The organism is Advenella incenata (genome assembly GCF_004217095.1).
Classification (GTDB): Bacteria; Pseudomonadota; Gammaproteobacteria; order Burkholderiales; family Burkholderiaceae_B; genus Advenella; species Advenella incenata.
The window spans coordinates 854,549-880,357 of record NZ_SHKO01000001.1 but is presented as its reverse complement, the minus strand read 5'-3'; the positions used below and the strand labels follow the sequence as shown (position 1 = coordinate 880,357).

The following is a 25,809-nucleotide window of genomic DNA, read 5'->3' as shown; positions in this document are numbered from 1 at the left end:
AACCGCTCCGGAACAACCGTTTCTAGCCTTCTTGAGGCAATTCATTCGGAGTGGCTAAAGGCAGCGAAATGAGACTTGTATTCGCAACAAAAGACTTAACCCTGGCAGGTCGATCCTTCGAAGGCTTACCGTTGTTGATCGGGGCTGATGGGTGGCCGGTCGAGCCTGCACAAACCTTTCTTTGGCATACACTCGTCGAATCAGGAGAGTCTCTCAGCCATCTAACCTGGGAAGCCTACGGGCGGCGTATGTACGACTATTTTTCCTTCCTGGAAGCCAATGACTTGGCCTGGAACACGAAAAGCCCTGCCCACGGTCTGAGCGTTTTGTCGAGGTACAGGGATTGGTCTATTGGCGAGTTAGCACTTGATCCGGGCACGGTGAACAATCGCCTTGCTTTGATAGTGAAGTTCTACCGGTGGGCTAAGCAACGTAACCTGATAGTCGTGCTGCCATTCGGTGAAAAAAAGGTAAGGGTTACTCCCCATTCGGGTCTTCTCAGCCATGTTACTCAACGAGGATCCCAGAGCACGAAAGCTTCGGTGATGGTGCGCGACCGCCGGCGTCTGGCTAAATTCTTGACGAAGGAGCAAGTTAAGGAATGCCTTGCCTTGGATACCGACCCAAGCCACCAAATACTTTTCCATCTCATGGTGCGTACCGGTCTCCGCTCATGCGAGGCAAGGACTTTTCCTCTGAAGTATGTGTTCAGTCCAAGATTGAGGAACGGGCTCCAAAAAGGGCAAATGATCAGTATTGCTCTGGACCCAACAGACATGCACCTTAAGTACGACCGCCCTAGAACTATCGATGTTCCTTGGTCGTTGATGGAGAATATGTGGTCTTACTCACTCCACCAAAGAGAGGTGCGCAAGTCGCGCGGAGATCGCAATATTGATGCGCTCCTGCTCACCAATCGGGGCAGGCATTATTCAAAAGATTCGGTTGTGGACGTTATGAAGTCATATCAGCGAAAGTGTGGTTTCTATATTCGCGCGCATATGCTACGCCATACATATGGCACGTATACACTTCTGGCCCTTCGGAAGAGCAAAGATTTTGTGGGTGAACCCTTGTTGTACGTCAGAGACAGGCTGGGCCATTCAGATGTACAGACTACGATGATTTATCTTCATCTAATTAACCAGCTTGAGGCTCAATCCGTCCTTGCTCTCGAGGATGAAATTGACATGATGTTCATGGCTGATTCCGTTAAGCGCGTCTGAGGGAACTACATTGGCACAGAAAAAGAATTACAAGTCAGTTTTGCAATCCGTCACGAAAAGATTCGAGGCTGTTGAAGATGATATGAGGATTGAATGGCCTCGGAATCCGAGAAATCACAGACGGCTAAACCACTCGCAATACCTCGGTTTGGGCTTCGACGCGTGGGCAATTCAAAGTATCCTTGTAATCAGGAGATTACTACAAGGAGGCAATTTCTCCGTAGCCACGTTGATTGCCTACTCTGTAAACGGGCTGAAACCCTTTTTGAAGTTCTTAGGTAGTGGCGCCATGCAGTCACCCCCTGCAACACCAAACGCACTAACTAAACGCCACTTAGAGCGTTATATCTCTTGGCTGAAACTAAAGCACCCAAATGGTTCAACGGCCAAGAACTATTACTCCAGCATCAAATCATTGATCATCGTGCTGATTGATTATGGATACATCGAAGCCGACACTGATAACCTTTTTCCGCCCAATCCGTTTCCCAACAATGTGCAAAGCACTAAGAATGCTGATCCGCTTTCCATAGGTGAAATGCAGAGGCTGATGGGGGCATTGAAGTCTGACCTTATTGCCATCCATAAAGGCACATTTCTCGGTAATGGTGCTGAGGCAATGTCGGTAATGTTACTAATCACGGCAGCAAGATCCGGAATTAATACTACACCTCTTTTAGAGATGACAAGGGACGCTCTCACGCCTCATCCATTTGTGCCAAACCTCAGAGTGATAAATACTCTCAAACGCAGGGGCAAAGGCGCCCAGAAAAAGACAATACGGCAAACTAATCTGATAGATAATTTTAGCGCTATTCCACTCGATGGTGTTGCAGTCCTGAACAAGGCACTTGAAACCAGCAAACCGCTTGTAGCGCTAGCATCAGAGGAGATTCGTTCACATGTATGGTTGTACCGCTCGGGGCAACGAGGAGGTGAAAACAAAATTGTTAATCTTAAGCCTGGAGCTTTATATGTTTCGACTAAAAGCATTTGTGAACGTCATGCCCTTCAGGCCGATCGAGGTGGCCGCCTGCACGTAAATCTCAGTCTGCTACGAAAGACTATGGAAAGTCGTTTGTGGAAGCTGAGTGGTGGTGACATCCTGGAAGTTTCGTCCATCATGGGCCATAGTCCTAATGTTGCAGACAACCACTATCTGAAAATCAACGATGAAATCAAGGTTGAAGGCGCGACATTTGTTGGCGAGACGTTCCCGGACAAGCTGCGTGGCATTAACGTTACACCAACACCACCAGGCGGCTGTAAAGATAGCCTTTACGGTAGCCGAGCGCCCAAGGATGGCGTAAATCATTGTTCTGAGTTCATTCACTGCTTGAGCTGCCCAAGCTACGCGATTGTGGGGACGTTAGAGGATTTATACCGCCTGTTCAGCTACCAGCAATTCCTGTATGCCGAACTCGATTACGTCCTAACTGATGAGTGGAAGGCTTGGCGTAATCGACAGATTGCTTACATTCAACTGATCAATGAATTTACTTTGCGAAAATTTGATGCCGCTTTGATAAAGCAAGCAAAAGACAAAGCTGAATCAGCTCCGCACCCCTTCTGGGCCAATAAGATCAATTTCATGAAAAAGAAACGGGATGGTGCAATTTGAACATGAGACACACTAATGCGATGATGAGGGCATATGATGTCCTCGTCGCACAGCCAGTGACAGCGAATGGCCTGAGCCCCACTGAGCGGGATGCTATTGTTATCAGCGCTATCAAAAATGAACGTGGTGATACATTAATCCTTAGCAGGTTTGGCGATGCGCAATGGGATTTACGTCCATTTTTTGACCAGTCCAATGTTTCCGAATGCTTCAAATTCATTAGTTGGGATATGAGAATGCCTCGGGCGATCATTAACGACTGTAAAGCGGTCGCCTACGCTTGGTTTAAAAGAGGGCTCCCCGGTTCGAAGCCCCCTATTGCACGTGGCATAACTACCTTTGCTGTTGCAAGTATTATGCCGTTTATCCGTTGGCTGAACGGACTAGGTGTTTCTACTTGCTCCGATGTCCGGCCAATCCATATCAGTAACTATATATATCATTGCAAAGAGGAGTTGAAACTAAGGCCGCTCCCGCTCTATGGACGATTGAGGGTTATTGATATCCTTTGGGTATTTGCTGCTGATACGATATTCCCCCTTCAGAATTATCCTTGGGGCGACGCGTCGTTATGGCGAATTTGTGGAATTGGAAAAATAAAAGGTGTTGATGCTGTCGGCAAAAATGTTGGGCGTACAGATATTATCCCTCCTGAGGAACAATCCAAAATCTTCAATTACTGCGAAGATGTCGTTTGGCAGGCGAGAACCGAGTTAGCCGCCAATGGTATAGACTACCATCCCAGCGATGATCGAATGTCTATTCGCGTCCGGGATGCGGTACTCTACATAGTCTCAATAACTAGCGGTATGCGCAATGACGAAGCCATAGGGATTGAGCTTGGCGCCTGGCGCAAAGAATATAAGAACGGAGTTCTATTTTGCTGGGTCGCTACAATCGAACATAAAACCGGCAAAGGGCGCGTAGAATATCTTGTACCAGAGTTGACATTAGATGCGCTGGATCTTTTGGCTAGATACTCTGTTACTATCCGAGAGGAGCTTGAACTAGAGGTTCGAACTCTCGCAAGAACCATCGACGCCAGTACTCTCGCCGAACATTTTCTGAGGTTGGAAAAAGCTCGAAAGGACTCGAAAAAACTGTTTCTAGGGCGGCACGCCCAAGGCGGCAAACTCAAGGTGCAACATGTTGAGGCGATCAGCGTCCAGGCATCTAACCATGCATTTGATCGTATTGCTAAAGCCGCTGGAAGCGACTGGCCATTGAGGACGCACCAGTGTAGGCGTACATATGCAAGGTGCTTTGTAGAGTCTCGCATGGGTTGTACCTCACTGATCTGGCTTAAATGGCAGTTCAAGCACAGCAGTATGAGCATGACCCAACTGTATGCATCCAACCCACAGCAAGACTTGGCTCTTTTCGACGAGATTTCGCAACAAATGACGGAGTTTAAAGTTGATCTGATTGAGTCCTGGCTCGATGATCAGCCATTAGCAGGCGGCGCAGGCGAGAAAATTGTGGAGCTGCGAGCAATACCCATCAAAAATAGGGCTGCTTTGCTCGCCCAAACAGCTCCCCATGCCAACATTCGAGCGACAGGACACGGTTGGTGCATCGCAACGGAGCGAGGCTGCGGAGGTGCTGGCCTGTATGAAGCTACGCGGTGTCCGGGCTGCAAAAATTCGGTGATTGACGAGTTTTTCGCTAGCACCTGGCAGGATATTTACAGCCAGCAGCATGAGCTGATCAAAATCGAAGACGCTGGCCCTGCGGTAAAGCAACGTGCAGAGCGCGATTTGCAGGTTGCACTTGATGTCATCACCCGCTTGGGTCTTTCTCCTATAAACCACTATATGGTCGAGGCTGGCAATGGCGATTAAGCCCACTGAAGGTCAGGCCTCGGGTCGTTCAAGGTCGAAAACCCTAAATGCCCTTGATAAGGTCATTGATGGTCTTGTCGCAGGCAACGAAAAGCTTTCCATTGCCTCAGTTGCACGAGCAGCAGGTGTTACGCCTGGTCTCATTCATAACACCTACCCAGCGGTGGCGGAGAGAATTCGCACCCTGATGGGGAAATCAGTGCGCGTCCAACGTGACTCGAAGCATCAGGCGCTAATGCTAGAGAAGGAAAAATCGAAGGCGCTTCGCGCCGAGAATGAACAATTGTTGGCAGAGCTTGCCCGATTAGCGTCTGTGAACCAGCGCCTGCTTTTCGAATTGGCCGAGATAAAAGCAGTCTCCAGTGGGAAGGTTGTTGCACTGAGTCCGAAGAGAGGTAAATAGGCCTCTTGTAATTTATCAAAATAAATGCGACTTTAAAAAATAACTGCGACTCCAGATTTATAAGTATAATTTTCTGTCTATCAAGCAGCACAAACTGATTTATGTGGTCAATCAATTCCGTTGCGCAAATAATCAATGACGATGACATGGATACTCTCTACCTGTAGATCTACAGCGAAGGAAAGAGTATTGTTCGGGTTAAGCCGTCATGACTCTCGATCCCTTGTACTTTGGTTGCGAAAGTAAAATGCTCTGCAGTTTCGCGTAGAGACACGTTTTTTTCCGCATGAATAGAGAACTAAAATTTCTTTACACTTGAATAGCGAGTATTTCTATCAAAAGAAGGTTTTGTTAATGAAACGTCTTCCTCATCCTGGCGAACTTATTCGAGTCGATGTATTGCAGTCATTGGGGCATAGTGTAACGGAAGCTGCGATAAGGCTCGGAGTGTCCAGGGTAACTTTGTCTCGCCTGCTAAATGGCCACATGGGAATTAGCCCTGAAATGGCATTACGTTTAGAACGAGCTGGAGTCAATAATGCGCGCTTTTGGATGGCGGTTCAATCCGACTATGAGCTTTCGAAAGTCGATAGAAAAGGAATTGCAAGTGTCCGACCGTTGTTTAAATATTGAGCAGTTAGCCGCAAGTGAGGTGAAAGTTTTTCAGCATCATCTTGTTCAGTAAATTCCAATCTTCCGTTAATCATCTAGTTTTACAGTGCGTTCTTATCGACGAACTACTGAAGAAAACAATTAGAGCGTAAAAGACATATTAATAGATGATATTGATGCAAAAAAGAATGAAGTGTATGGCTGGGTAGTAATTCTGTTCCAAAAACATCTTTTACTTCAAATGGTAACCTTGTTCGATTATGTCGGTTCGCTGACCGAGTCTCATGGTGCGTTGCGCGTTGAGACTTAAAAAAGTCACTATGAGTTTATTGTGGGATACAATCAAGTTAGTAACTATATGTGTCTGATAGTTATAGTCTGGTATAACTTACCCTCGCATGCGACAGACGAGTACTTCAATGCCTAAGCAAAATTCATATCTTAATAAGAAACTGAAGAGTATCAAATGATTCTCGACTCTGACCTCAAGCAAATCCAGCCAAAAACTCCCGTCACGATATCATCTCCGTTGCATGTTCAAAACGGTTTACCAATCCCGAAGGCTATGCGAGTCCGGCTCTTCAGCCCCGATGAGTGGGAAGAGTTTACGGAAGAGTGGGCAAGCTCTTTGAAAGGAGAATATTCCCGAGTTCGGCGATTTGGTGGATCTGGAGATCTTGGGGTGGATATTGCCGGATTTTGCTCCGAGCGTGGCTTTGACGAAAAGTGGGATAATTATCAATGCAAGCGATATGACCATCCTTTACGAGCAGGAGATATTTGGGTTGAAATCGGAAAAATTATCTACTATTCGCACAAAGGGGAGTACACCCCCCCGCGCAAGCACTATTTTGTATGTTCTCGAGGAATTGGGACTGGCCTTGAAAAACTATTAAACCAGCCTGCAGAGCTTAAAGCAAAAATGATCGAGAATTGGAATAAGTACTGTTTGAATGGGATCACTTCAATGGCCTCCATACCCCTAAGTGACGAGTTAAAAAGCCACTTTGATGCATTTGACTTTACAGTTTTCTCATCTCGATCACTTGTTGAGCTAATTGAAGGGCATGCCAAAACCAACTTCCATTCAGTCCGATTTGGAGGTGGGCTCCCCGCTCGCCCGGATCCCGCTTCACCGCCTATTACGCCAACCGGGAGTGAAAGTCGTTACATTCGTCAGCTTCTTGATGCTTACGGCGATCATATTGGAATGAATTTGGCTGATACTGGCGCGCTCGATTCTTACAATCACCTCAAACGTGACTATCTACGGCAGCGCGAACGTTTCTATCATGCTGAATCGCTGAAGAATTTTGCTAGGGACACGGTCCCCGAGGGCACGTTTGATTCATTGCAAGACGAAATTTATCACGGCGTTATTGATGTATGCGAAAGCACTCATTCTAATGGGTTCGAGAGGATGAAAGCAACGGTAGTGCAAGCGTCAACGGTTGCTGGTACGTCAAATCCGTTGATTTCTTCTGTCAAAATTCAAGATCGCCAAGGAATTTGTCATCAACTGGCGAATGATGATCGTTTGAAATGGATGTCGGAAGATGACTAGCTCAGTGCATCCAATTCCGTTCAATAGCCCGCTTGAGACAGGATTACGTTCCCTGGCGATCCTTGTTGCCTCATTTCCGATAGCATTTGATCTACAGCGATTGGTCGAAATGGACTATCTTGTTGTCCACTCCGGCGATGCTGGCGGCCCGGATAGCTTACATGTACCACTTCCGTTGCGAGCTGGAGAGCTTTTAATAAGGCGAGGTCTGATTGAAAAGGGATTGATTTTAATGATGAGTCGCGGTCTTGTGCAGCAGATTCCGGCCCATGACGGGTTTAGCTATATTGCCGGAGAAACGGCAGCACCTTTCGTTGCATCCCTGACTGCGGACTACTCTTACCGACTTGTAGAGCGTGCAAAATGGGCTGTTAGCAGGTTTCAAGATGTGCCAACTGATGACATTCGGCAGATAACACATCGCCTGTTTCAACAATGGTCGAGCCAATTCCAAATTATCAAATCGACTGGGAAGCTTCGATGAGCGACAACTATTTGCAGCTTCGGAAAATTTTGTTTAGAGGGCTAAAAGATGAAGCTTTCTTAGATTTTTCTCCAGGAGTCAACGTAATTTGTGGAGCATCCGACACCGGAAAATCCTTTCTGGCCGAGTCCATTGACTATATGCTTGGTGGTTCGGATCTTCGAGAAATTACTGAATTGGTAAATTATGCGGAAATTGAACTTGATCTGAGTATCAGTGATGGTGAAATATGGCGCTTTCGCCGATCAGTATCTGGTGGAAATTTTAATCTAATCAATCTGAAAGAGCCAGACTCAGATGACCTGGTGCTCAAGTACAAGCACACTCAAGGAAAAACTGATAATCTTTCTGGATTTTTGCTTGATAAAATTGGACTTCTCGGAAAAAGAATCCTAAAGAGCAGTGCTAAATCAACGACTCAAAGCCTTAGTTTTCGAAATATCGCACGACTTATCTTGGTACAAGAGGACGAGATCCAACAAAGAGGATCGCCGTTCTGGAGCGGGCAGTTCACCACGAAGACTGCAGAATTGGCAACGGTCAAGCTCTTATTGACTGGCGTAGATGACTCCTCTGTTGTCTCGGCTATTGAACTCGGCCCTAATAATACTGAACAAATTGCCCTGATTGATGAGTTGCTCGCGGATCTTGCCTCCGAAATCGAAGACGTGGGAGAATCTCGCGACGAGCTTATATCTCAGCTCGGTCGACTCGAGTTCTCGATTGAAGGACAACGAGAGTCACTAACCGCTGTACAGCGGCAGCTTGATAGCCTGCTGGCACAAAGGCGTCAGATGCTTGAAGAGCGTAACGGCATTCTGGATCGTCTAGACGAGATTTCCGATTTACTTGTACGATTCAATTTACTTCAGACACATTACGCCGTCGATATCGACCGCCTAGAGGCGATCAGAGAAAGCGGCTCAATGTTTGCTCATGTCGATGCAATCACTTGTCCTCTTTGTGGCGCACCTCCAGACGCACAGCATCTAGAAGTGACTTGTGAAGGTGATGTGAGTGAGATTGTTGTTGCTGCAATCGCCGAGATCGTAAAAATTGAGAGGCTTTTAGAAGAATTGAAAGGTACTCTTACGGATCTTAATTTCGAAGAACATGAGTTTGGGGTATTACTTGCAGAAAAAGATGTAGTTTACCAACGACTAGAAAAGACGATTCAGGAAACGGTTGCTCCTGAAGTCAATGATATCCGTGCGTCATTTTCTGAACTCGTAGAAATGCGTGCCGTTGTTCAAAAAACTATCGATTTGTTCGCAAGAAAAGACAAATTGGAAAGCCGAAAACGCTCACTACAGGATGAAGGCGATACAAATGAGGAAAAAGGCGATTTGAAATCAGGTATCCCGGATGCAATTGCACACTCACTTTCTCAAAAGGTATCTTCTATTCTCCAGGCGTGGAGTTTTCCAGGCAACGGAAATGTTCATTTTGACAAGCTAACTGCAGATTTTGTGATTGACGGAAAACCTAGGGGAAGCCGCGGCAAGGGGCTACGAGCAATCACACATGCTGCTGTATGTATAGCATTACTTGAATATTGTCAGGAAAATGGTCTGTCTCATCCTGGGTTTATAGTTCTTGATTCACCATTACTTGCCTATTACAAGCCAGAAGGCGAGGACGATCTGGCCCTTAAGGGGACGGACCTAAAAGAACGATTTTACGATTATTTAGTAAAACACCATGGCTTAGAGAGTCAGATTGTAGTTATAGAAAATCAGCACCCACCAGAGAACATGAAAGATTGCCTCACCATGACAGTATTCACAAGTAATCCGAATGAGGGCCGATTTGGGTTTATCTGATAATTTAGAAGGAGCAACTAACGTTTTGTATGTATAACTGAGTCTTTCACTTAAATTTTGCATGGTTTATAGGTTAGTTATTTTTAACTTTCTTTTATCATTTGATGCTCGCTATGTTTGGATGCATCAAAAGTTGATTCAAGGGTCACATTCCGCATATATGAAGCAAGCAGCTGAAGCAAATAGATTGGTAGATGTTGGTATTATCGATCCTTGCTTGTCAGATGTGTTTTCTTGGGATGAATTGCCACTTGCTCATGTAAAGATGCGTGACAATAGGCTGTCCCCAAGCAATGCTGTAATTTTGGTTGGTGCTACACAGTAAAAAAATAAACTGTTCTAATTTTTAAAGAAGAAAAAATGCATATTAACGGTAACATGTGAGGATGAGTTTTCCCCTCTTCAATGAAAATCCAAGAGGATTCACATCAGGTCATATGAACTAGTGCAAATATACTTCGTGACTACTATGTGCTTAACTGGAGTAACAATCTACGGACATAGTGGCCATAAGTTGACAGTTTTCCAGTCATTCATATGGACGCACGAAGAAACCAACAATTCAAATCTATTGTCTCTGTCAGCCTCGTCCATGGCTAATCTATTCTGGGCTACCTGTTATACGAAGACTAGCCTCTTGGCAGACTATGATAATGAAATATCGCAGAGACATAAACGCCTGATGGTATCACACGTAAATCCTAGATTTTTTGCGTTAGACAACAAAATAACCTAACTGATACGACCATTCACGGAGGTTCTTATTCTGCCCTGTGTAGCATGTCCACGGTTTCTTTTCTCCGAATAATTTTGATAACCCTCTCTCCAATATTGGTGAAAATCCCCAAATTTTTACCGTGTTCTGGCTATATACTTAGTTAAAAAAGAATTTTTAAAATAGAAAACTCTAGAATATCTGGCACTAAATGATGATGTTGTTGTGACTTGGCCGTCATTAAACCGATTTCTGAAGAGGCATGCGAATATTGGGCCAATCTAAAAAAAACACGCGAACCTCTCTTAGTATGATGCCAACCACTCAAAGGGCTGATGTCTTACCTAAAGAGGCTGATGCTAAAACACCATCGAATGGTCGTTGTCGTTATGAGTAAATTCCAGGATTAGCAGCATACTTTCCATAATATGGGAAAAGCAAGCGATTTGCTATCCTATAGATCTAGGATTCTGTTATCAATTGACCAATTTCATTATTTCCTGCATGTAAAGTGCCTTGTGTCAATATCGACACAACGATCGAATTTTTTACATATTTGTACATTTTTATATTTACTTCTTGTAACATATTGTTTTATGGATTTTTATGCATTGTTTTCGAATTCAATCTTTTGGACAGTTGTCGTCATACCGCCTCTTGATGCGGTATGAAGCGCTTTTCCCTCACTTTTCGGATCTGCCGTATGGATAAGTATGAATTTCGCCGCCTTCAATTGCAGAGATTGGTTGACAAATATGGTGAAGGCTTTAAATCAAAATTCGCCAAGCGTGTTCAAATGCACCCTGCTTCTATCAGTCACATGCTTTATAAGCTTGGAATACCAGGTAAAAGATTGATTACCGAGCGAACAATCGAGCAGATCGAGAAAAAACTGTCATTACCAACCGGGTGGTTTGATAAGCCTTTAAAACACGAAGACGGACCATGGCCTTTTCAATTGATTACCTATCAACAATTTCTCATGTTAGATGAGCGTGACCATAGAGAGATAGAATGGATTCTTAAAATGAAGTTTGAAAAAAATGTCAACAATGATCTCTAAACTTCGTAGCTTTATGGACGGACCAATAATAAAGTTATTTTGAATAAATCAATGCTTATAAATAAATATTAAATACTAATAACTATTGATTTCAGACCACTGCAGAGATTTTTTCATCCGAAAATAAAACCATTACAAGTTGACTGTAAATCGGGATTAAGTGAAAAAGCGCCAAGCCGAATTTGCCGGAACCTTGTTATGTCTCTGAAAATAGGCCAAGCAAATACATATTCGTCGGAATATGCCTGGGAAGGGAATCACACTCCAGGATTGTTAAAGACGGCCAAATACTCTTTTTGAAGTACGCAGCTACCTTAGCTAATGAGTTTGATTAATATCAGTAATAGGCGGAAAGTGAAATCAATATAAAAGCGTTGTAGAAATCCGACTAATAAAGTAACCAATTTGTTTACCTTCTTATCGATCTTAATTAGCATCAGCTCGTGCTGCATAGAAACTGCTTCGCTCTGGTCACCGTTTGGTCTGTCTTGTCGATATTAATCCCAATTTAAAAGCAAACGGTTATCTGAAAGCCGCTCAATTCTTTTCTTATTTCGAACGGTTCAATACTCAACAGAATGTTAAATATGAAATCGCGTCGTCATACTAACAGATAACAATAGCGATATTACCAATGCATCTAGCTACACATCAACGTTTCTCTTACTTGCTATAAATTAATGTAAAAAAACAAACATAATGCATTTATATATTGCCTTTTATATTTTTGTTCGCTACGATATTCTTAATATTTAGGAATCGCCGGTCCGAATCAATCGAGATGACAGCGTAATGTGAAAGTGTCGGTTGGTCTCTCTATATGTCTCGTGGTTATTCCAAATAAGTAATAGATGAAATTTCTTTTCATCTAAAAAGTGTACTTATATCACGCAATCGCAGCAGCTCATGGCCTCTGTATCTGTAGGAATTTGTATACGTATCGGATGAGATAGCCTTAGCTCAGTGTTTTGTTTTTGATATGTTTTAGTCACGATCATTCAATCAAAGTCCCTGAGATGGGATTGCGTAATTAATACGATGGTCGATATAGGTGCGCGAATGGAATGTTCCTTGTTAAATACAATAAATGGTGTTCGGCATGGCTTTGGGTGCCGTGACGAACCTTTGCCTTCTTTTGCTGCCCAGTTTTGGTTGTCACGACCAACAAAAAAGCAGGTTCACGGGACTAAAATCGCCGTCGCCCTTCATACTAATCAATCAGTAGGAGAAGCCGATGGTTGGTACACATTACAAAAAAGAATTTTACTTACACTTGTGAACGCCGATTGTTATCCGGTTCTTTTTGCTCGAAAAGACGGTTCTGAAATAGCAGCTTTGCATGTTGGCTGGAGAGGGGCCTATCACGGGATAATTTATGGTTTGAACGACCTAATCCGCTCTAAAGGAGATGATATGGCGGGATGGATAGCGGCTATAGGTCCCGGAGCACGGGCGTGTTGCTATCAAGTGTCGGACACATTGCTAAAAGATTTTTCATCAAAATTTAATCTTCCAAACTCCACTTTAAGTCCGTCATATCGAATGTTGGACCTACCTGCTGTAATTGCTTTTCAGCTGCAGGAGATCGGCATTGGCGCTTTTGAAGATTTAAATCAATGTACGGTCTGCTCTTCAATTAATTCAATAAGCCCGTCGATACAACCTACCTATCATAGTTACAGAAGGGACCACACGAAAGAAGTACAAGTCAGTTTTGTCGTTATGGAATAGAAATCCTGTTTATCTCACATTAAGGAAATAAGGTATGAACACAACTACTGTTAATCAGGCGCGAGATATTGTAAAAAAATCAATTATTGATGTACTTGAGATCGAGGAAATAAACAATAACGACGATTTTTTTAATGTGGGAGGATGCTCTCTTACCGCTTTGGACGTGATCGAAAAAATTAACGAACAAACAGGAAAGAAAATTCCGTTGAGAGAGTTTTTGAGTGATCCCACTCCTGATGCATTAGCAGAAATTCTTTGTGACATGAAACAGTAAGGGACTATGCGCAATGTTGAAAACAAATAACGAGACGAGCATTTCTCAAGCAATAAGTGATAACAGTGCAAACCATAGAATTCCAAAATTTAGCGTTTTTTTCTTCTCTGGTGAGGCGCCTACAGTTTCTACAAGTGGCATTTATGACCTTGTAATGAATGCGGCAAAACTGGCTGAAGAGGCAGAGTTTGAAGCAATCTGGCTACCAGAACGGCATTTTCATGCTTTTGGAGGACTATTTCCGTCACCGGCTATCGTCGCGTCAGCAATTGCCGCTACTACCAAACGTTTAGGAATTCGGGCGGGCAGTGTAGTCTTACCTCTGCACAACCCTATCAATGTAGCTGAGGAGTGGAGTGTTATTGATAACATTTCCTCCGGAAGAGTTGGTATGTCGGTTGCTCCAGGTTTTCATCCCTCAGATTTTGTATTAAAGCCTGAAAATTATTCGGACAGGCGTGAGATTTTTCGGAACAATGTTACGGATCTACTTAAGCTTTGGCGAGGCGAATCATTTACGGGTAAAGATGGGTTGCAAAGAGAAACATCAGTGGTAACGCTACCCCGCCCGTACCAGAAGAGTTTGCCTCTCTGGATTACTGCATCTGAAAGCGAAGATAGCTTTAAATACGCTGGTGGGCAAGGTGCTAATATCCTCACCAGCTTACTAGCACTTGATAGAAAAACTTTAGCTAGTCGTATACAGAGTTACAGGGAGTGTCTCCAACCTAATTGTACTGATCAGGAAGGTGGTACGGTAACTTTGATGCTGCATACCTATGTGAGTTCAGATGAGAAAGATGTTGAGCAGCATGGTGTGCAACCATTAAAAAACTACCTAAAAGAACACCTTAATTTTGCAGCGCCCCGAGCAGATTACAGCAAAATTAACAAACTTAGTGATAGTGACAAGGACGCGCTGGTTGAACACGCTGCTCGCCGATACACCCGTGATGCTTCATTAATTGGTACCCCGGAGCATTGTCGTAAGGTAATAGATGATTTGATGAAAATCGGAGTAGATGAAATTGCGTGCTTGATTGACTTCGGCGTGCCAACAGAACAAGCATTGCAATCACTTAAGGAAGTGGCTGCGATTAAAGCCGAAATTGAATCTGAACATAAGCTTCACATAGGAGTATAAGTTATGGTCGTTCCTAAAAGAACGGCTGATTTATCGGCTGCTCAACAACGTTTGTGGTACATGAGTCAATTAGAGCCAGAAAGCCCGTATTACAACATTACTCTCGCGATAAAGTTGGGCTCCGATATTAATCTAGATTATTTGGCTAAGGCGTTGCAGAAATTGGTATTGCGACATGACATACTTCGCACATGCTACCCAATAGTTAACGGGGTAGTCCATCAGGAGGTCTTTCCTGCAAGTCACTGGATGGTCGAAGAGTATTGCTTCGAGTATGAAGGTATAGATGATGAAGAAAAATCGGCCAATATTGCCGATGCAATCGCGCAATTTCATATAGATGTCGAGAACGGGCCTGTCTTTCGTGCTTTTATTGTTTCTGTTTCACCAGCGCAAAATCTGCTTGTACTCCTCACGCATCATATCGCCACTGATCAGAACTCAATAAATGTAATGATGACGGAGCTTGATATGCTATACGAAATCGAGCACCAAGGAGAGCATAGGGATTTGATGCATGCGCCTGCTTATATTGATTATGTTTTATTTGAAAACACTAGGTTTCTTCAGCAGAAAGAAAAGCTATTCGCGTTCTGGGATAAACAACTGGCTAAAGGTTTAGAAGCTATTGCGTTACCTTATGATAAACAACCCAATCCTGATCGTTCCAGACTTGGTCGGGAAATAGCTTTTTTAATTGATGGAGATGAGCTTTCAACATTCAGATCATGGTGTCGGCGCGAACAGTCCACCGAGTTCGCTGGTTTACTTACGATCTGGGCACTTTTGCTCGGCTTGATTTCGAACAAAAGCAATTTTTTTATAGCCACAGCTACGGCCTTTCGAGAAAAAGTAAAGTTTAAGCGCTCACTGGGGTGCTTTATTAATACGTTGGCAATCCATCATAGTTTCTCCCTTGATGATATGGCATTCTCTGTGCTACGTCATAACGAAGCCAATATTATGGAAACATTTGAGCATCGTGCTATGACGTATGAAAAGTTAATCGAGCGCGCTAGATACGTCCAAAGAAAAAATATCGGCGATCCAGTGAATGCGTACATTCAGTATCAGCCTCGTAAAATGATGAAGGACTCTCGAATTAGTGAAAATTTCTCACCCAATTTGAATGTGCATAATGGAAGAGCGAAATTCCCCCTAATGATGAATATATCTGACTGGGACTCATATCTTCATTGCACTATAGAATATGAAAAAGAGCTTTTTACTGATAAAAAAATAGAAAAAATTAAGAATATTTTTTTACAAATCACCAAGCTTGTAACAAGTCAACCAGATATTCGAATTGGTGAACTCTTCAATAAAATACATAATGAGGAGGGGTTACATAAATGGAATACGCTTCGACAAGCCCCTGTTTTTGAAAAACCTCCAATTGCGATTGAGACACAGGCAATTGAAAAAAAGGGTGTTCAATATGAACTAAGTATTCTCTGGGCTAAATTACTAGGAAGTGAGTCAATAAAAGAAAAAGACGACTTTTTTCTAGAGGGTGGTAATTCGTTTCTATTGATCCGGCTACTGTGGCAAATAAACCAACAGTTTGGACTTCAAATACCCCTCAAAGATATCTATCAATGTACTCGTTTCGACTTGATGTCGGCACTAGTAGAAGAAAATATTTTTGACAAGGCAGAGAGCTTTGAAAACTATGGACGATAAGAAAATTGCTCTTATTTCGCCATCAAGTCCGGCTGATACAGACCTGTTGCAACAGAGTGTCCGTTTTATTGAGTCCTATGGTCATCGAGTAATTCAAAGTCCCAAGTTTAATCTTCGTAATTGGTACTGTGCGGGAACAGTTGAAAACAGAATACAAGATTTACTCTGGGCCATTAATGAAGCTGATTGTGACGTTATTTGGATAGCTCGTGGTGGATATGGGCTTCTACAGTGCTTGGACCACCTTTCTGACATACCTATGACAGAGAAAATTGTTATAGGAAGTTCTGACTCAACGATTCTTCTTGAGGCCCTTTATCGTACAGGGTCTCGTAAATTGATCCACGGACCAATGGTGGAAAAGCTTAGCGCCTACAACGATATCCAAAGCCAAAAATATGTAATGGATATTATTTCTAAAGATTTCCTGATTCCAGTGCGAAAATTTGTCCCAGCAAATGCGTTGGCAATACGCGATCATGTTATTGAGGGATCCGTTGCAGGAGGAAACTTGACAGTTATGGCGAGTTTGTGTGGAACGAAATTTCAATTTGATGGGACGGATAAAATATTATTTCTTGAGGACGTCAAAGAACCCCTTTATCGATTGGATAGAGTAATTCATCAGCTCTATTTCTCGAATGTTATGTCGGGTGTTAAAGCGATTGTTTTGGGTGAATTTATGGATTGTTCGTTTTCTGGCGATGAGGAACAGAAAGTCGAGCTGCTTGTGGCCAAGTTACTAGAGCCGTTATCGATACCTGTATTTTTCGGCGCTGAATTTGGTCATGGTCCTCATAATCTAGCATGGAAGTACGGTGCTAAAGCAACTCTTAGAAACGGGAATCTGACTTACATGAATACGAAACTATAAATATCACTGCATGTGAGTATCTGAAGGATTGATCCAATTGGAATGATTATTTGACGATTGATTTCGTTTTTTAGTAGGTAAGGTATTGCTCCGTATGAATGCGATTGATTTCAAGAAATGGTTTGTTTGTAGAAATGGCAATGAACGTCCATATCAACTATATATGTTCCCCTATGCTGGGGGAAACGTGGCATCGTTTATGAACTGGCAAAAGGATATTGCTAAACAATTCGACCTGATAGGAGTTCAACTTCCTGGACGTGGGTCACATTATTCAGCCGCATTCTCCGACGATATCCAAATTTTAGTACGAGAGATGGTGCCGCTTTTTGCCGGTGCTAGCAAACCGTTTGCCTTTTTTGGACATAGTTTGGGAGGCCTACTTTCGTTCCTAGTTTGCCGTCAACTCTATATTGAAGGGCACCAGGTACCAAATTGTTTGATTATCTCCGGCTGTAAAGCACCAGAGAAATTCAGCTCCAATACGAAGGAAGAACTAACCGATGCAGCATTGATTGCTATGTTACGAGAGTACGGCGGAACGCCAGAACAGGTTCTAAAAGATAACGATATGATGGAGTTGTTTATACCCACGATCAAGGCAGATTTGTCATTGGTAGACAGCTTTTCTTATCAACGTAGCGAGAAAATTAATGTGCCTATTCTTGTTCTTTCAGGAGTAGATGATGAGGCTCATGATTATTCGAAAGCTTTTGAGTGGGTAACAGAGACTATTGCTACTGTAGAGTTCAACGAATTTCCAGGCGGGCATTTCTTTATTAACAATAATAAAGATGAAATGTTTTCGATTATTAACGCATATTTAAATAAACATTTTTTGCCCTAAATTTTCAATTCAAATTGTAGGAGATCGTTATGTCTCACAGTTTACACGAGTTTGTTTTAAAGAAGGTCAGCGCTATACCGGACTTGATTGCTGTAGTTGATGAGCAAGGTATAACGCTAACCTATGCTGCACTATATACCCGCTCTACTATGTGGATGCAATTATTAATAAAAAATGGTGCATCAACTGGAGATCGGATTGGTGTGGCTGTGAAACGTAATACCGAATTGCTTTGTATCTTGTTAGGAGTTCTGAGAGCTGGTTGTAGTTGGGTTCCATTGGATCCAGCATACCCTTCCAAATGGTTGGATTTTGTTATTAAGGATTCGGGTTTAAAATTTTTGATCCAAGATAATGATCAGCTCACGGAAAATCAAAATCCGGGGTATGTGTCGCTTAGTATCGATGATATTGACAAGTTGAACCATAATTCCATTCCTACAGAAATTTCGGTTAAAGCTACTGACATATGCTATGTCATATACACTTCTGGCTCGACCGGAGTACCTAAAGGAGTCATGATTCAGCACAAAAATGCCGTCAATCTTATTGAATGGTCGCTTACCGCGTTTAGTCGGCAAGAGATGTCACGTGTTATTTGTAGTACGTCAATATGTTTTGATCTTTCTATATTTGAAATTTTTGGAACATTGGCTGCTGGTGGAACTTGTTACTTGGTGGAGAACGGACTCTCAATAATGTCGTTGTCTGAGGACACCCGGCCGACGCTTATTAATACAGTACCTTCTATAATGCGTGAAATATTGCGCCTTAATGCATTGCCACGAGAAAAACTTGTGGTTAACTTAGCTGGTGAACCGTTAGGTATAGACCTCGTCAATTCGCTCCGTGGCTTTCCTAATGTGGCCAGAGTCGTTAACTTGTATGGGCCTTCTGAAACTACAACATATTCGACATACACTGAAATTCAAGTTGGTGAGGATAAAGTATCTATTGGGAAGCCAATTCGAGAAACGCAAATTTTTATTCTTGATAAGCAAAAAAAAATGGTTTCATCAGGGGAAATCGGTGAGATTTATATCGCTGGACAAGGAGTTTCCGCCGGCTATATAAATCAGCCAGCCCTGACCAAAGAGAAGTTTGTTACTCTGGATTTAATCGATCAAAACTCTATACTAGCCTATAGAACTGGTGATATGGCACGCCAACTTCCTGATGGAAATTTGGAATACTTAGGCCGCATTGATGACCAAGTCAAAATCAGAGGGCACCGGATAGAACTTCAGCAAATAGAGGAAACGTTGTTAAATCAACCTCATATTCTTGAGGCTGCTGTCGTAGTTGCACATCAGAATCAAGAAAATGCACTACTGGTTGCATATATTGTTTTGGTATCTAATTGTCAAACGGATGTACAAACTATGCGGCACTCAATTGGTGAAGAAATGCCGCTATATATGATCCCCGGGCGCTGGGAGATTCGTGAAAGTTTGCCTAAGCTGCCAAACGGTAAAGTAAACCGAAAACAACTACGGTTGTGGTCAGAAAATATTCCTGCTCAACTAGTTGGAAACGAAAATGTCGCTTTAACCCGTTTAGAAACATTAATTTCGGAGATAATTTTAAGGTCTACTGGATTAAGTCATTTGGATAGTGATGTCGACTTTTTTTCTCTTGGAGTTAATTCCCTTTCTGCGCTTAAGATTGCTTCCTTGATCGGGGGAGCAATTGGAAAAACCTTACCCTCATCCATACTCTATCAGTTCAATACAGTTAATGCGCTGACTGCTTTTTTGAATACGATAGATTCGTCGGGCGTCTTAGAAAGTGAAATTAAAAGCACAGTTCCTGAAATTACTGATGCTCAACGCCAGATGTTGTTTCTTTCTATATTGACTGATAATAGCCCTGCTAATAATGTCGCTTTTGTTATCCATGTAAATGAGACATATAGCAGTAGTTATAAGTCTGAAAAACTAATAAATAGTTTATTTTTTTCGTCGCCGTTGATGCGCTGTCGATCTACGCTGGATGGCGAATGGGTCTATATTGAAGAAAAGCCCGCTGTAGATTATTATATCGGCGATTTTAGTGGTGCAGAAGTAGAAGCTATCACTCTTCGTGCTTCACAAAAAAATATTGATCCGACAGAGTCGTCATTATGGCGGTTAACGGTAGTTCTGAATAAATGCGCCCCTACGTTACTAATATTTAATTTTCATCATCTACTTATTGATGAAATTTCTTTAAACCTGTTAGTTGAGATTGTTCGGAAGAGCTTGACCAACAACGAGCGGATTCGTCTTCCGGTCATGGAATTTGGTAAAACAAAACGCTCTGTTCAAGACGAACATGATAATCGCAAATGGTGGCTCAAGAATTTGAATAAATTAGACTCTCATTTCCTTACAAAACTGCAGCCGTTAATGATCGATAACGTAACCGATACCCGGTCGCTTAGGTCTTCCTCTCACATTATTGGAAAGAATTACGAAACACTCGTATCCATTTGCCAAAAATATAACGTTACCCTATACGAATTTATGCTTTCTCTTGCCGCCAGAATATTGAGTGACTGGTTAGGGGCGCAAGCGATTTCCATTGGCACTATTATGTCGGTAAGACATAAGGAAGAGCTGCCAACTGGCGTCGGCTTTTATGGAAATCTTGTCCCTCTGTTAATTCAACATCAGTCTTCAATGAGTCGTGAAGAGTTTCTCTTAGAAGTTGTTCGGACGGTAAAGGACGCTAATAGACACAGTTCTGTTTCGTCTACCTGGTTGCAGCTTGAATTGCAAAAAAGAATGAATCAAAAAAATACTCTTCCAATTATGTATGGATGTATCCGTGCTCTCGATGATATGGCAGGTGATGCGATAGCAAAGGTGACAGAGGTTAATGTCCAACACTCTCACTCACTATTGAATTTTCAAGTTCGTTATAGCGAAAAGGAGATAGTCTTGTTCATTGATGGAAATGAAGATGCTTTTAATCAAAATACCCTTGATGATTTACTTAATAATTGGGTATCGAAGCTGATGGAAACAGTTATGGTCTTTGAGGGAGCCGAAATTTATGAATAACGCGAACAAATCCATCTTTTCGTTATTTGAAGATGTTTGCCAAAAATTTCCAGATAATATCGCCATTCGCCATGGCAATGTTTCAATTACTTATCGCGAATTACGCCTAGCAATTTTGAGCGTATCCACGATACTGGGGAAACATGAGAAACCTATTGGTATCCGCTGCCAGAATCCAATAAATGCGATTACGTCAATGATGGCGTGTTTACTTAATAAAATTATTTTTATTCCCCTTAGCCCTGATTGGCCCATAGGTAGAATCCAGGCAATTTGTAAAAATGCAAATTCGGACTCAGTCATTGTTGATAGCTGTTTTCAAACTACGACGCTATCTACCATAAACATAGAACATCTATCACTTGAAACAACATCGGTAGGGAAATCGATTAAGACGCTGCCTTCGAACGACGGCATAGCTTATATACTCTTTACCTCAGGTACGACGGGTACTCCGAAAGGTGTGGCGCAGAGTGAGTCAGCGTTACGACAACATGTGTTGCACTATATTGCGAGTATCAAAGCAGAGAGTCACGATCGCATCATAATGGTTGCTAGCTTTGGTTATGATGCCGCGCTGATGGATGTTTTTGCTTCATTGCTAACCGGCGCGACTTTATATCCGCTAACAATTCTTGACCATAGTACTTTAAATTTGCGTCAGATTATCTGTAGCGAACTGATTACGGTTTTTCATTCAACGCCGTCCGTATTTCGGCTGATATTTGGAGAGGAAACGGAGCAAAATACTTATGAAAATTTGCGGGTTGTAGTTCTCGGTGGAGAGGTTGCTCGCAGAGCAGATCTCAAACTCTTTAATCTCCTTTGCAGTACAGAGGCAATATTGATCAACGGTTATGGGCCATCGGAATCAACGCTAGCCATGCAAGCTCATTTCTCTCATGGTGTGCAGGCTTTTCATAATAGCTTACCAATAGGCATTCCAGTTCCCGAGGTGCGAGTAGATCTAGTCAATATTGAGACTACGGCTGAAGGGGAAGTGGGCGAAATAGTACTGTTGGGTCCGAACGTTTTTATGGGATATATACAAAGTCCATCAGATATAGTGAAGCTGAAACAAACTCGACGAAAAGTAGAGCATCATACTGGAGACCTTGCTTTACGCTTATCCAATGGTCATCTTCTATATTTAGGTCGTAAAGATAATCAAATTAAAATTTCTGGTGTACGCATTGAACTTGAAGAGATAAATTCTTTGCTGGTCGATATCGTCGGTGTTGATGACGTTGTAACGTGCGTTGTAGAAAGAGACAATGACAGTAAGCACTTGGTATCGTACGTTCGGCTTCCGGATGGCGAGCTACAAGAAGACTATGTTCGAGAATCTCTAGGGGAAAAACTTCCACAGGCAGCTATACCGTCGCGTATAGTTTCAGTTGATAGTTTTACATATCTGCCTAACGGGAAAATTGATTTTTCAGCTCTTCCGAAGCTGAATCATATTATTGATCAAAAACAAGATATTGATATATTTTCGCAAACAATATTGGATATCTGGCGGGTCGATTTAGGCCTGGATCATCCGATACACTTAGAGGATAGGTTTATTGATATTGGTGGTAGTTCGCTAAAAGCAATTTCTGTCATTTCACGCATTCAGAAAGGTATTGGTATTAGAGTACGACCTTCAGCCTTGTTACAGAACCCTACTCTTCGAGAGTTCGTTGCTCTAGTAAAAAAGGGAGCTGAACATGCGGTGTGATACGAATAGCCAAGATAGGATTAAAACGTTTGCGTTTACCAGACAGCAAAGCAGATTTTGGTTTGAGCACCAGCGTATGGAAGGAAAAGACAATAATGTTATTTTTTGGGGGGTTCAATTTAAAGAAACGGTCGATAGAGAACGGCTAAGTAGAATAGTGCAAGAGGCTTTCTATCGTCATCAAATACTGTTGACACGCATCTATCTTAATGACGTTTATCAGCCTGAATTTCGACAGACGCTCTCTGGAAAAATTGATATCCCTTGGTTCGAACAAGATAAATTTGTTTATCCCATTACGCTAGAAAATTTACCTGCAACGATCGGGGGCTCGTTTAATTTGATTGATGAGCGGCCATGGCGTATTGCTGGAATTTCGACTTCTGATGGTGATTATTTGTTTTTCGTTTTTCATCATATCATTTGTGATGAAACATCTGCACGTATTATCACTCGTGAAATAGATGCTGCATATTTCCAACAATCTTGTCTAGCTAATGAAACGAGTCCTTCTTTTCAAATTGACGACTTTTCACGTTGTGCCGCAGCAGTAGAGGAAGAGCAGTCACAACAAATCAAAGAAGGCGGGATTGACTTCTGGTTGAACGAGTTAAAGAATGTACCCACTGTACTCAATCTTCCGTGCGAGCCTGATCTTTCCGCAGAGTCGACTTGTTCCTTGCATAGATCAGCTATACAATGTTCGGCGGAGCAGACAGAATCTTTACAAGCATTTTGTAATAAATATAAGTTAACTGTGCCGATGGTGTTATCGGGAATTTTCTCAGCCGTTCTGTCGCGCTACATCGACGACAAAACAGTAATTATTGGAGTTCCCGTATCTACTCGAAATCAAATAGATACGCTCGATGCCATTGGCCCATTTCTGAATATTATCCCATTACTTTGTGAAGTAAACGAGGATAAGAGTTTTATTGAGCTGTGTGAGTCAGTGAAATCTAGATTGATTCATGGATTGGATTTTTCGGCGATTCCTTTTGACGAAATAGTAAAGAAACTACCCCATGAAAAATTAGTTAACCGTCATCCAATATTCCAAGCGACCGTTTCCTATCACGATTTGTCCGTATTGGGGCACGGAAGTCTCTCAGCGTGCACTGAGGTTGAAACGTGGTCTTCATCAATCAGTTGCGATATCTCATTAACTTGCGAAAATCGTTCCAATGGTTTAACACTATTCTTGGATGGTGATTTGGAGCGATTTTCACCAGCGTTCCTGAATCGACTAATAGAACAAGTGCACGTTGCATTGTCACTTTGCCTTTCTGACCCAGTTTGTTGTTTGAATACAATCTCTTATCTGCCGTCTAAGCAGGAAGACGAATTGATTCATGTTTTGTCGGGAAAAGAGCGTCAGCAAGACACATGCCCCATAATGCCTGCAATTGCGGCGCGCCTTAACGAGCATCCTCAAAAACTAGCCTTCTCGGGGCAATTACAATTAACATACCAGCAGCTTTTTCACCAAGCTGCGATCATTTCAGCAACTCTTCTCCAGCATGAAGTCTTGCCGGGTGATTTTGTTTTGGTTGTTATGGATGATAAAACTCATCCCGTTGCAGAGGTCTTGGGAATTATGCTAGCTGGAGCGGCATGGGTACCGGTACATTATGCTTGGCCAAAAAAACAGATAGAGCAAGTAACACAAAAAACAAATGCGAAATTTTCGCTAGGATTGAGTTTATCCATACCAAACGTTAAATCTATTTCGGAAATCTATAATACTAATCTAGAAAAAACTGACTATGTTGACGTTTTACCAGACTCGCCAATTTATGCTATTTCAACCTCTGGTACTACGGGCGAACCGAAAATTGCCGCGATACCATACAAAGGAATTTGCAATCGTTTTTCATGGATGACTTCGATGTTTGGTGATGAGGCGCCAGTCACACTAAAGACAACACCCTATATTTTTGATAGCTCAGTCTGGCAAATATTGTGGCCGTTGACGCGTGGCGGAAAGTGCGTGTTGCCTGCTAAGACTGAGATTTTTGACCCTTTCGCACTAGCTGCTCTGATTGAAAGAGAGAAAATCACTGTAATTGATTTTGTCCCTTCAGTGCTTAACCGTCTTCTGCCAGAAATGGAGAATTCTACCGAGATAAAACGTAAATTACAAGTTCTTCGATGGATCATAATTGGCGCAGAACGGCTACCACTTGCGACAGCAATACGCATTAGAAATCTTCTTCCTCAAGCTAAAATCATTAATTCGTACGGCCCGACGGAGGCATCAATCGGTTGTGTTTTTCAGCCGATTGATCAACATATCCAGGGCAATAAAGTTCCAATTGGCAGCCCAATCCCCAATGTACAGGTCGCTGTTTTAGATAAACTGGGTGGCCTGGCGCCTAGAGGATCCATAGGGGAATTGCTATTAATGGGCGAATGTGTTGGGATCGGCTATGTTGGAACCGAGGATCAGAGAGGATTTATTTCTGTGCGCATCCCTGGCTTTTCTCATGGGGCAGCTTATCGTACCGGGGATATGGTACGTTGGAATGAAAGCGGACAGCTTGAATATATTACGCGTCTTGATCGACAAGTCAAACTTAGAGGCGTTCGTCTTGAACTGGGTGCTATTGAGTATGAACTGGATCGGTGCCCTCAGGTTGCGGGAAGTCATCTGCAGATACTCCAGCTGCCGGACGGTAAAGAAACGTTAGTGGCATTTGTAAAAACATTTGAAGCTGACTCATTTGATAACGGCTCTTTGCTAGAGATGTTAAAGAGGTCTTTGATAAAAGCCTTTATTCCGGAACACTTCATTGCCGTATTAGAATTTCCTATCAATTCTTCAGGAAAAATTGATGAGAAAGCCCTTTCTGAACTTTTTTTTAATCAATGGTCGGCTCTGCAAAGCAAAAAAAATGCATTTGAGGTCAGCTCTGTAGAGTCGATCTGGAGCCGATTGTTAAGTTTATCCGATCCAATTGAACACGATCTAAACTTCTTTGACGCAGGAGGTCATTCGTTATTGATGCTCGATCTACAAAGGGAACTAAATAGTCAATTTCACGTTCAGGTTAGCATCGTGGACTTATTCAATCATCCAACTATAGCTGATCAAGAAAAATTAGTGGCGACAACACCTATTTAATTGCCACGTG

Annotated in this window: 18 protein-coding genes; all 18 read left to right on the top strand. The window is 42.5% G+C overall.

Annotation, left to right across the window (positions count from 1 at the left end; genetic code table 11):
• Positions 1-68: 68 nt before the first annotated feature.
• The 18 genes from EV681_RS04040 (at position 69) to EV681_RS03955 (ending at position 25,799) form a co-directional block, all read left to right on the top strand.
• Complete coding sequence (locus tag EV681_RS04040; protein ID WP_130303344.1) at positions 69-1,226, top strand: tyrosine-type recombinase/integrase; 1,158 nt, start codon at positions 69-71, stop codon at positions 1,224-1,226.
• A 10-nt stretch (positions 1,227-1,236) separates the two neighbouring features.
• Complete coding sequence (locus EV681_RS04035) at positions 1,237-2,847, top strand: hypothetical protein (RefSeq protein WP_130303343.1); 1,611 nt, start codon at positions 1,237-1,239, stop codon at positions 2,845-2,847.
• A gap of 2 nt (positions 2,848-2,849) precedes the next feature.
• Positions 2,850-4,688 carry a tyrosine-type recombinase/integrase gene (locus EV681_RS04030; RefSeq protein ID WP_207227005.1) on the top strand — a complete coding sequence of 613 codons (1,839 nt, stop codon included), beginning with the start codon at positions 2,850-2,852 and terminating at the stop codon, positions 4,686-4,688.
• Positions 4,678-5,091, top strand: coding sequence for a TetR family transcriptional regulator (locus EV681_RS04025; RefSeq protein WP_207227004.1), 414 nt, complete (start codon positions 4,678-4,680; stop codon positions 5,089-5,091). Before EV681_RS04030 ends, EV681_RS04025 begins: the two co-directional genes overlap by 11 nt.
• Before the next feature lie 354 nt (positions 5,092-5,445).
• The gene (locus EV681_RS04020) at positions 5,446-5,724 is read left to right on the top strand and encodes a HigA family addiction module antitoxin (RefSeq protein ID WP_130303342.1); all 279 of its coding nucleotides are present in this window, start codon (positions 5,446-5,448) and stop codon (positions 5,722-5,724) included.
• Positions 5,725-6,169: 445 nt separating this feature from the next.
• The gene (locus EV681_RS04015; protein WP_130303341.1) at positions 6,170-7,267 is read left to right on the top strand and encodes an ABC-three component system protein; all 1,098 of its coding nucleotides are present in this window, start codon (positions 6,170-6,172) and stop codon (positions 7,265-7,267) included.
• The gene (locus EV681_RS04010) at positions 7,260-7,751 is read left to right on the top strand and encodes an ABC-three component system middle component 2 (RefSeq protein ID WP_130303340.1); all 492 of its coding nucleotides are present in this window, start codon (positions 7,260-7,262) and stop codon (positions 7,749-7,751) included. The genes EV681_RS04015 and EV681_RS04010 overlap by 8 nt, the downstream gene beginning before the upstream one ends.
• Complete coding sequence (locus EV681_RS04005) at positions 7,748-9,574, top strand: AAA family ATPase (RefSeq protein WP_130303339.1); 1,827 nt, start codon at positions 7,748-7,750, stop codon at positions 9,572-9,574. Before EV681_RS04010 ends, EV681_RS04005 begins: the two co-directional genes overlap by 4 nt.
• Before the next feature lie 1,418 nt (positions 9,575-10,992).
• On the top strand, positions 10,993-11,352 hold the full coding sequence (locus EV681_RS04000; RefSeq protein WP_130303338.1) for a hypothetical protein: 360 nt from the start codon (positions 10,993-10,995) through the stop codon (positions 11,350-11,352).
• A gap of 1,071 nt (positions 11,353-12,423) precedes the next feature.
• Complete coding sequence (locus EV681_RS03995; RefSeq protein WP_165392934.1) at positions 12,424-13,083, top strand: purine nucleoside phosphorylase YfiH/LACC1 family protein; 660 nt, start codon at positions 12,424-12,426, stop codon at positions 13,081-13,083.
• A 34-nt stretch (positions 13,084-13,117) separates the two neighbouring features.
• Complete coding sequence (locus EV681_RS03990) at positions 13,118-13,360, top strand: phosphopantetheine-binding protein (RefSeq protein ID WP_130303336.1); 243 nt, start codon at positions 13,118-13,120, stop codon at positions 13,358-13,360.
• Positions 13,361-13,373: 13 nt separating this feature from the next.
• Positions 13,374-14,504, top strand: a complete 1,131-nt coding sequence (locus tag EV681_RS03985) for a MupA/Atu3671 family FMN-dependent luciferase-like monooxygenase (RefSeq protein ID WP_130303335.1) — start codon at positions 13,374-13,376, stop codon at positions 14,502-14,504.
• Positions 14,505-14,507: 3 nt separating this feature from the next.
• Positions 14,508-16,187, top strand: a complete 1,680-nt coding sequence (locus EV681_RS03980; protein WP_130303334.1) for a condensation domain-containing protein — start codon at positions 14,508-14,510, stop codon at positions 16,185-16,187.
• Positions 16,177-17,061, top strand: a complete 885-nt coding sequence (locus tag EV681_RS03975; RefSeq protein WP_130303333.1) for a S66 peptidase family protein — start codon at positions 16,177-16,179, stop codon at positions 17,059-17,061. The genes EV681_RS03980 and EV681_RS03975 overlap by 11 nt, the downstream gene beginning before the upstream one ends.
• Positions 17,062-17,155: 94 nt before the next feature.
• Positions 17,156-17,908, top strand: a complete 753-nt coding sequence (locus tag EV681_RS03970; protein WP_130303332.1) for a thioesterase II family protein — start codon at positions 17,156-17,158, stop codon at positions 17,906-17,908.
• Positions 17,909-17,937: 29 nt separating this feature from the next.
• A complete protein-coding gene (locus tag EV681_RS03965; protein WP_130303331.1) occupies positions 17,938-20,952 on the top strand; it encodes a non-ribosomal peptide synthetase in 3,015 nt (1,004 codons plus the stop codon).
• On the top strand, positions 20,945-22,675 hold the full coding sequence (locus EV681_RS03960) for a non-ribosomal peptide synthetase (RefSeq protein WP_130303330.1): 1,731 nt from the start codon (positions 20,945-20,947) through the stop codon (positions 22,673-22,675). Before EV681_RS03965 ends, EV681_RS03960 begins: the two co-directional genes overlap by 8 nt.
• On the top strand, positions 22,665-25,799 hold the full coding sequence (locus EV681_RS03955; protein ID WP_130303329.1) for a non-ribosomal peptide synthetase: 3,135 nt from the start codon (positions 22,665-22,667) through the stop codon (positions 25,797-25,799). Before EV681_RS03960 ends, EV681_RS03955 begins: the two co-directional genes overlap by 11 nt.
• Positions 25,800-25,809: the final 10 nt, after the last annotated feature.

Excerpts from the sequence above, each read along its gene's own strand:
- EV681_RS04015 (WP_130303341.1), top strand. The coding sequence starts at position 6,170 with ATGATTCTCGACTCTGACCTCAAGCAAATCCAGCCAAAAACTCCCGTC.
- EV681_RS03970 (WP_130303332.1), top strand. The coding sequence starts at position 17,156 with ATGAATGCGATTGATTTCAAGAAATGGTTTGTTTGTAGAAATGGCAAT.
- EV681_RS03980 (WP_130303334.1), top strand. The coding sequence starts at position 14,508 with ATGGTCGTTCCTAAAAGAACGGCTGATTTATCGGCTGCTCAACAACGT.
- EV681_RS04025 (WP_207227004.1), top strand. The coding sequence starts at position 4,678 with ATGGCGATTAAGCCCACTGAAGGTCAGGCCTCGGGTCGTTCAAGGTCG.
- EV681_RS04000 (WP_130303338.1), top strand. The coding sequence starts at position 10,993 with ATGGATAAGTATGAATTTCGCCGCCTTCAATTGCAGAGATTGGTTGAC.
- EV681_RS04030 (WP_207227005.1), top strand. The coding sequence starts at position 2,850 with ATGAGACACACTAATGCGATGATGAGGGCATATGATGTCCTCGTCGCA.
- EV681_RS03965 (WP_130303331.1), top strand. The coding sequence starts at position 17,938 with ATGTCTCACAGTTTACACGAGTTTGTTTTAAAGAAGGTCAGCGCTATA.
- EV681_RS04020 (WP_130303342.1), top strand. The coding sequence starts at position 5,446 with ATGAAACGTCTTCCTCATCCTGGCGAACTTATTCGAGTCGATGTATTG.
- EV681_RS03985 (WP_130303335.1), top strand. The coding sequence starts at position 13,374 with ATGTTGAAAACAAATAACGAGACGAGCATTTCTCAAGCAATAAGTGAT.
- EV681_RS03990 (WP_130303336.1), top strand. The coding sequence starts at position 13,118 with ATGAACACAACTACTGTTAATCAGGCGCGAGATATTGTAAAAAAATCA.
- EV681_RS03955 (WP_130303329.1), top strand. The coding sequence starts at position 22,665 with ATGCGGTGTGATACGAATAGCCAAGATAGGATTAAAACGTTTGCGTTT.
- EV681_RS04005 (WP_130303339.1), top strand. The coding sequence starts at position 7,748 with ATGAGCGACAACTATTTGCAGCTTCGGAAAATTTTGTTTAGAGGGCTA.
- EV681_RS04010 (WP_130303340.1), top strand. The coding sequence starts at position 7,260 with ATGACTAGCTCAGTGCATCCAATTCCGTTCAATAGCCCGCTTGAGACA.
- EV681_RS03960 (WP_130303330.1), top strand. The coding sequence starts at position 20,945 with ATGAATAACGCGAACAAATCCATCTTTTCGTTATTTGAAGATGTTTGC.
- EV681_RS03975 (WP_130303333.1), top strand. The coding sequence starts at position 16,177 with ATGGACGATAAGAAAATTGCTCTTATTTCGCCATCAAGTCCGGCTGAT.
- EV681_RS04040 (WP_130303344.1), top strand. The coding sequence starts at position 69 with ATGAGACTTGTATTCGCAACAAAAGACTTAACCCTGGCAGGTCGATCC.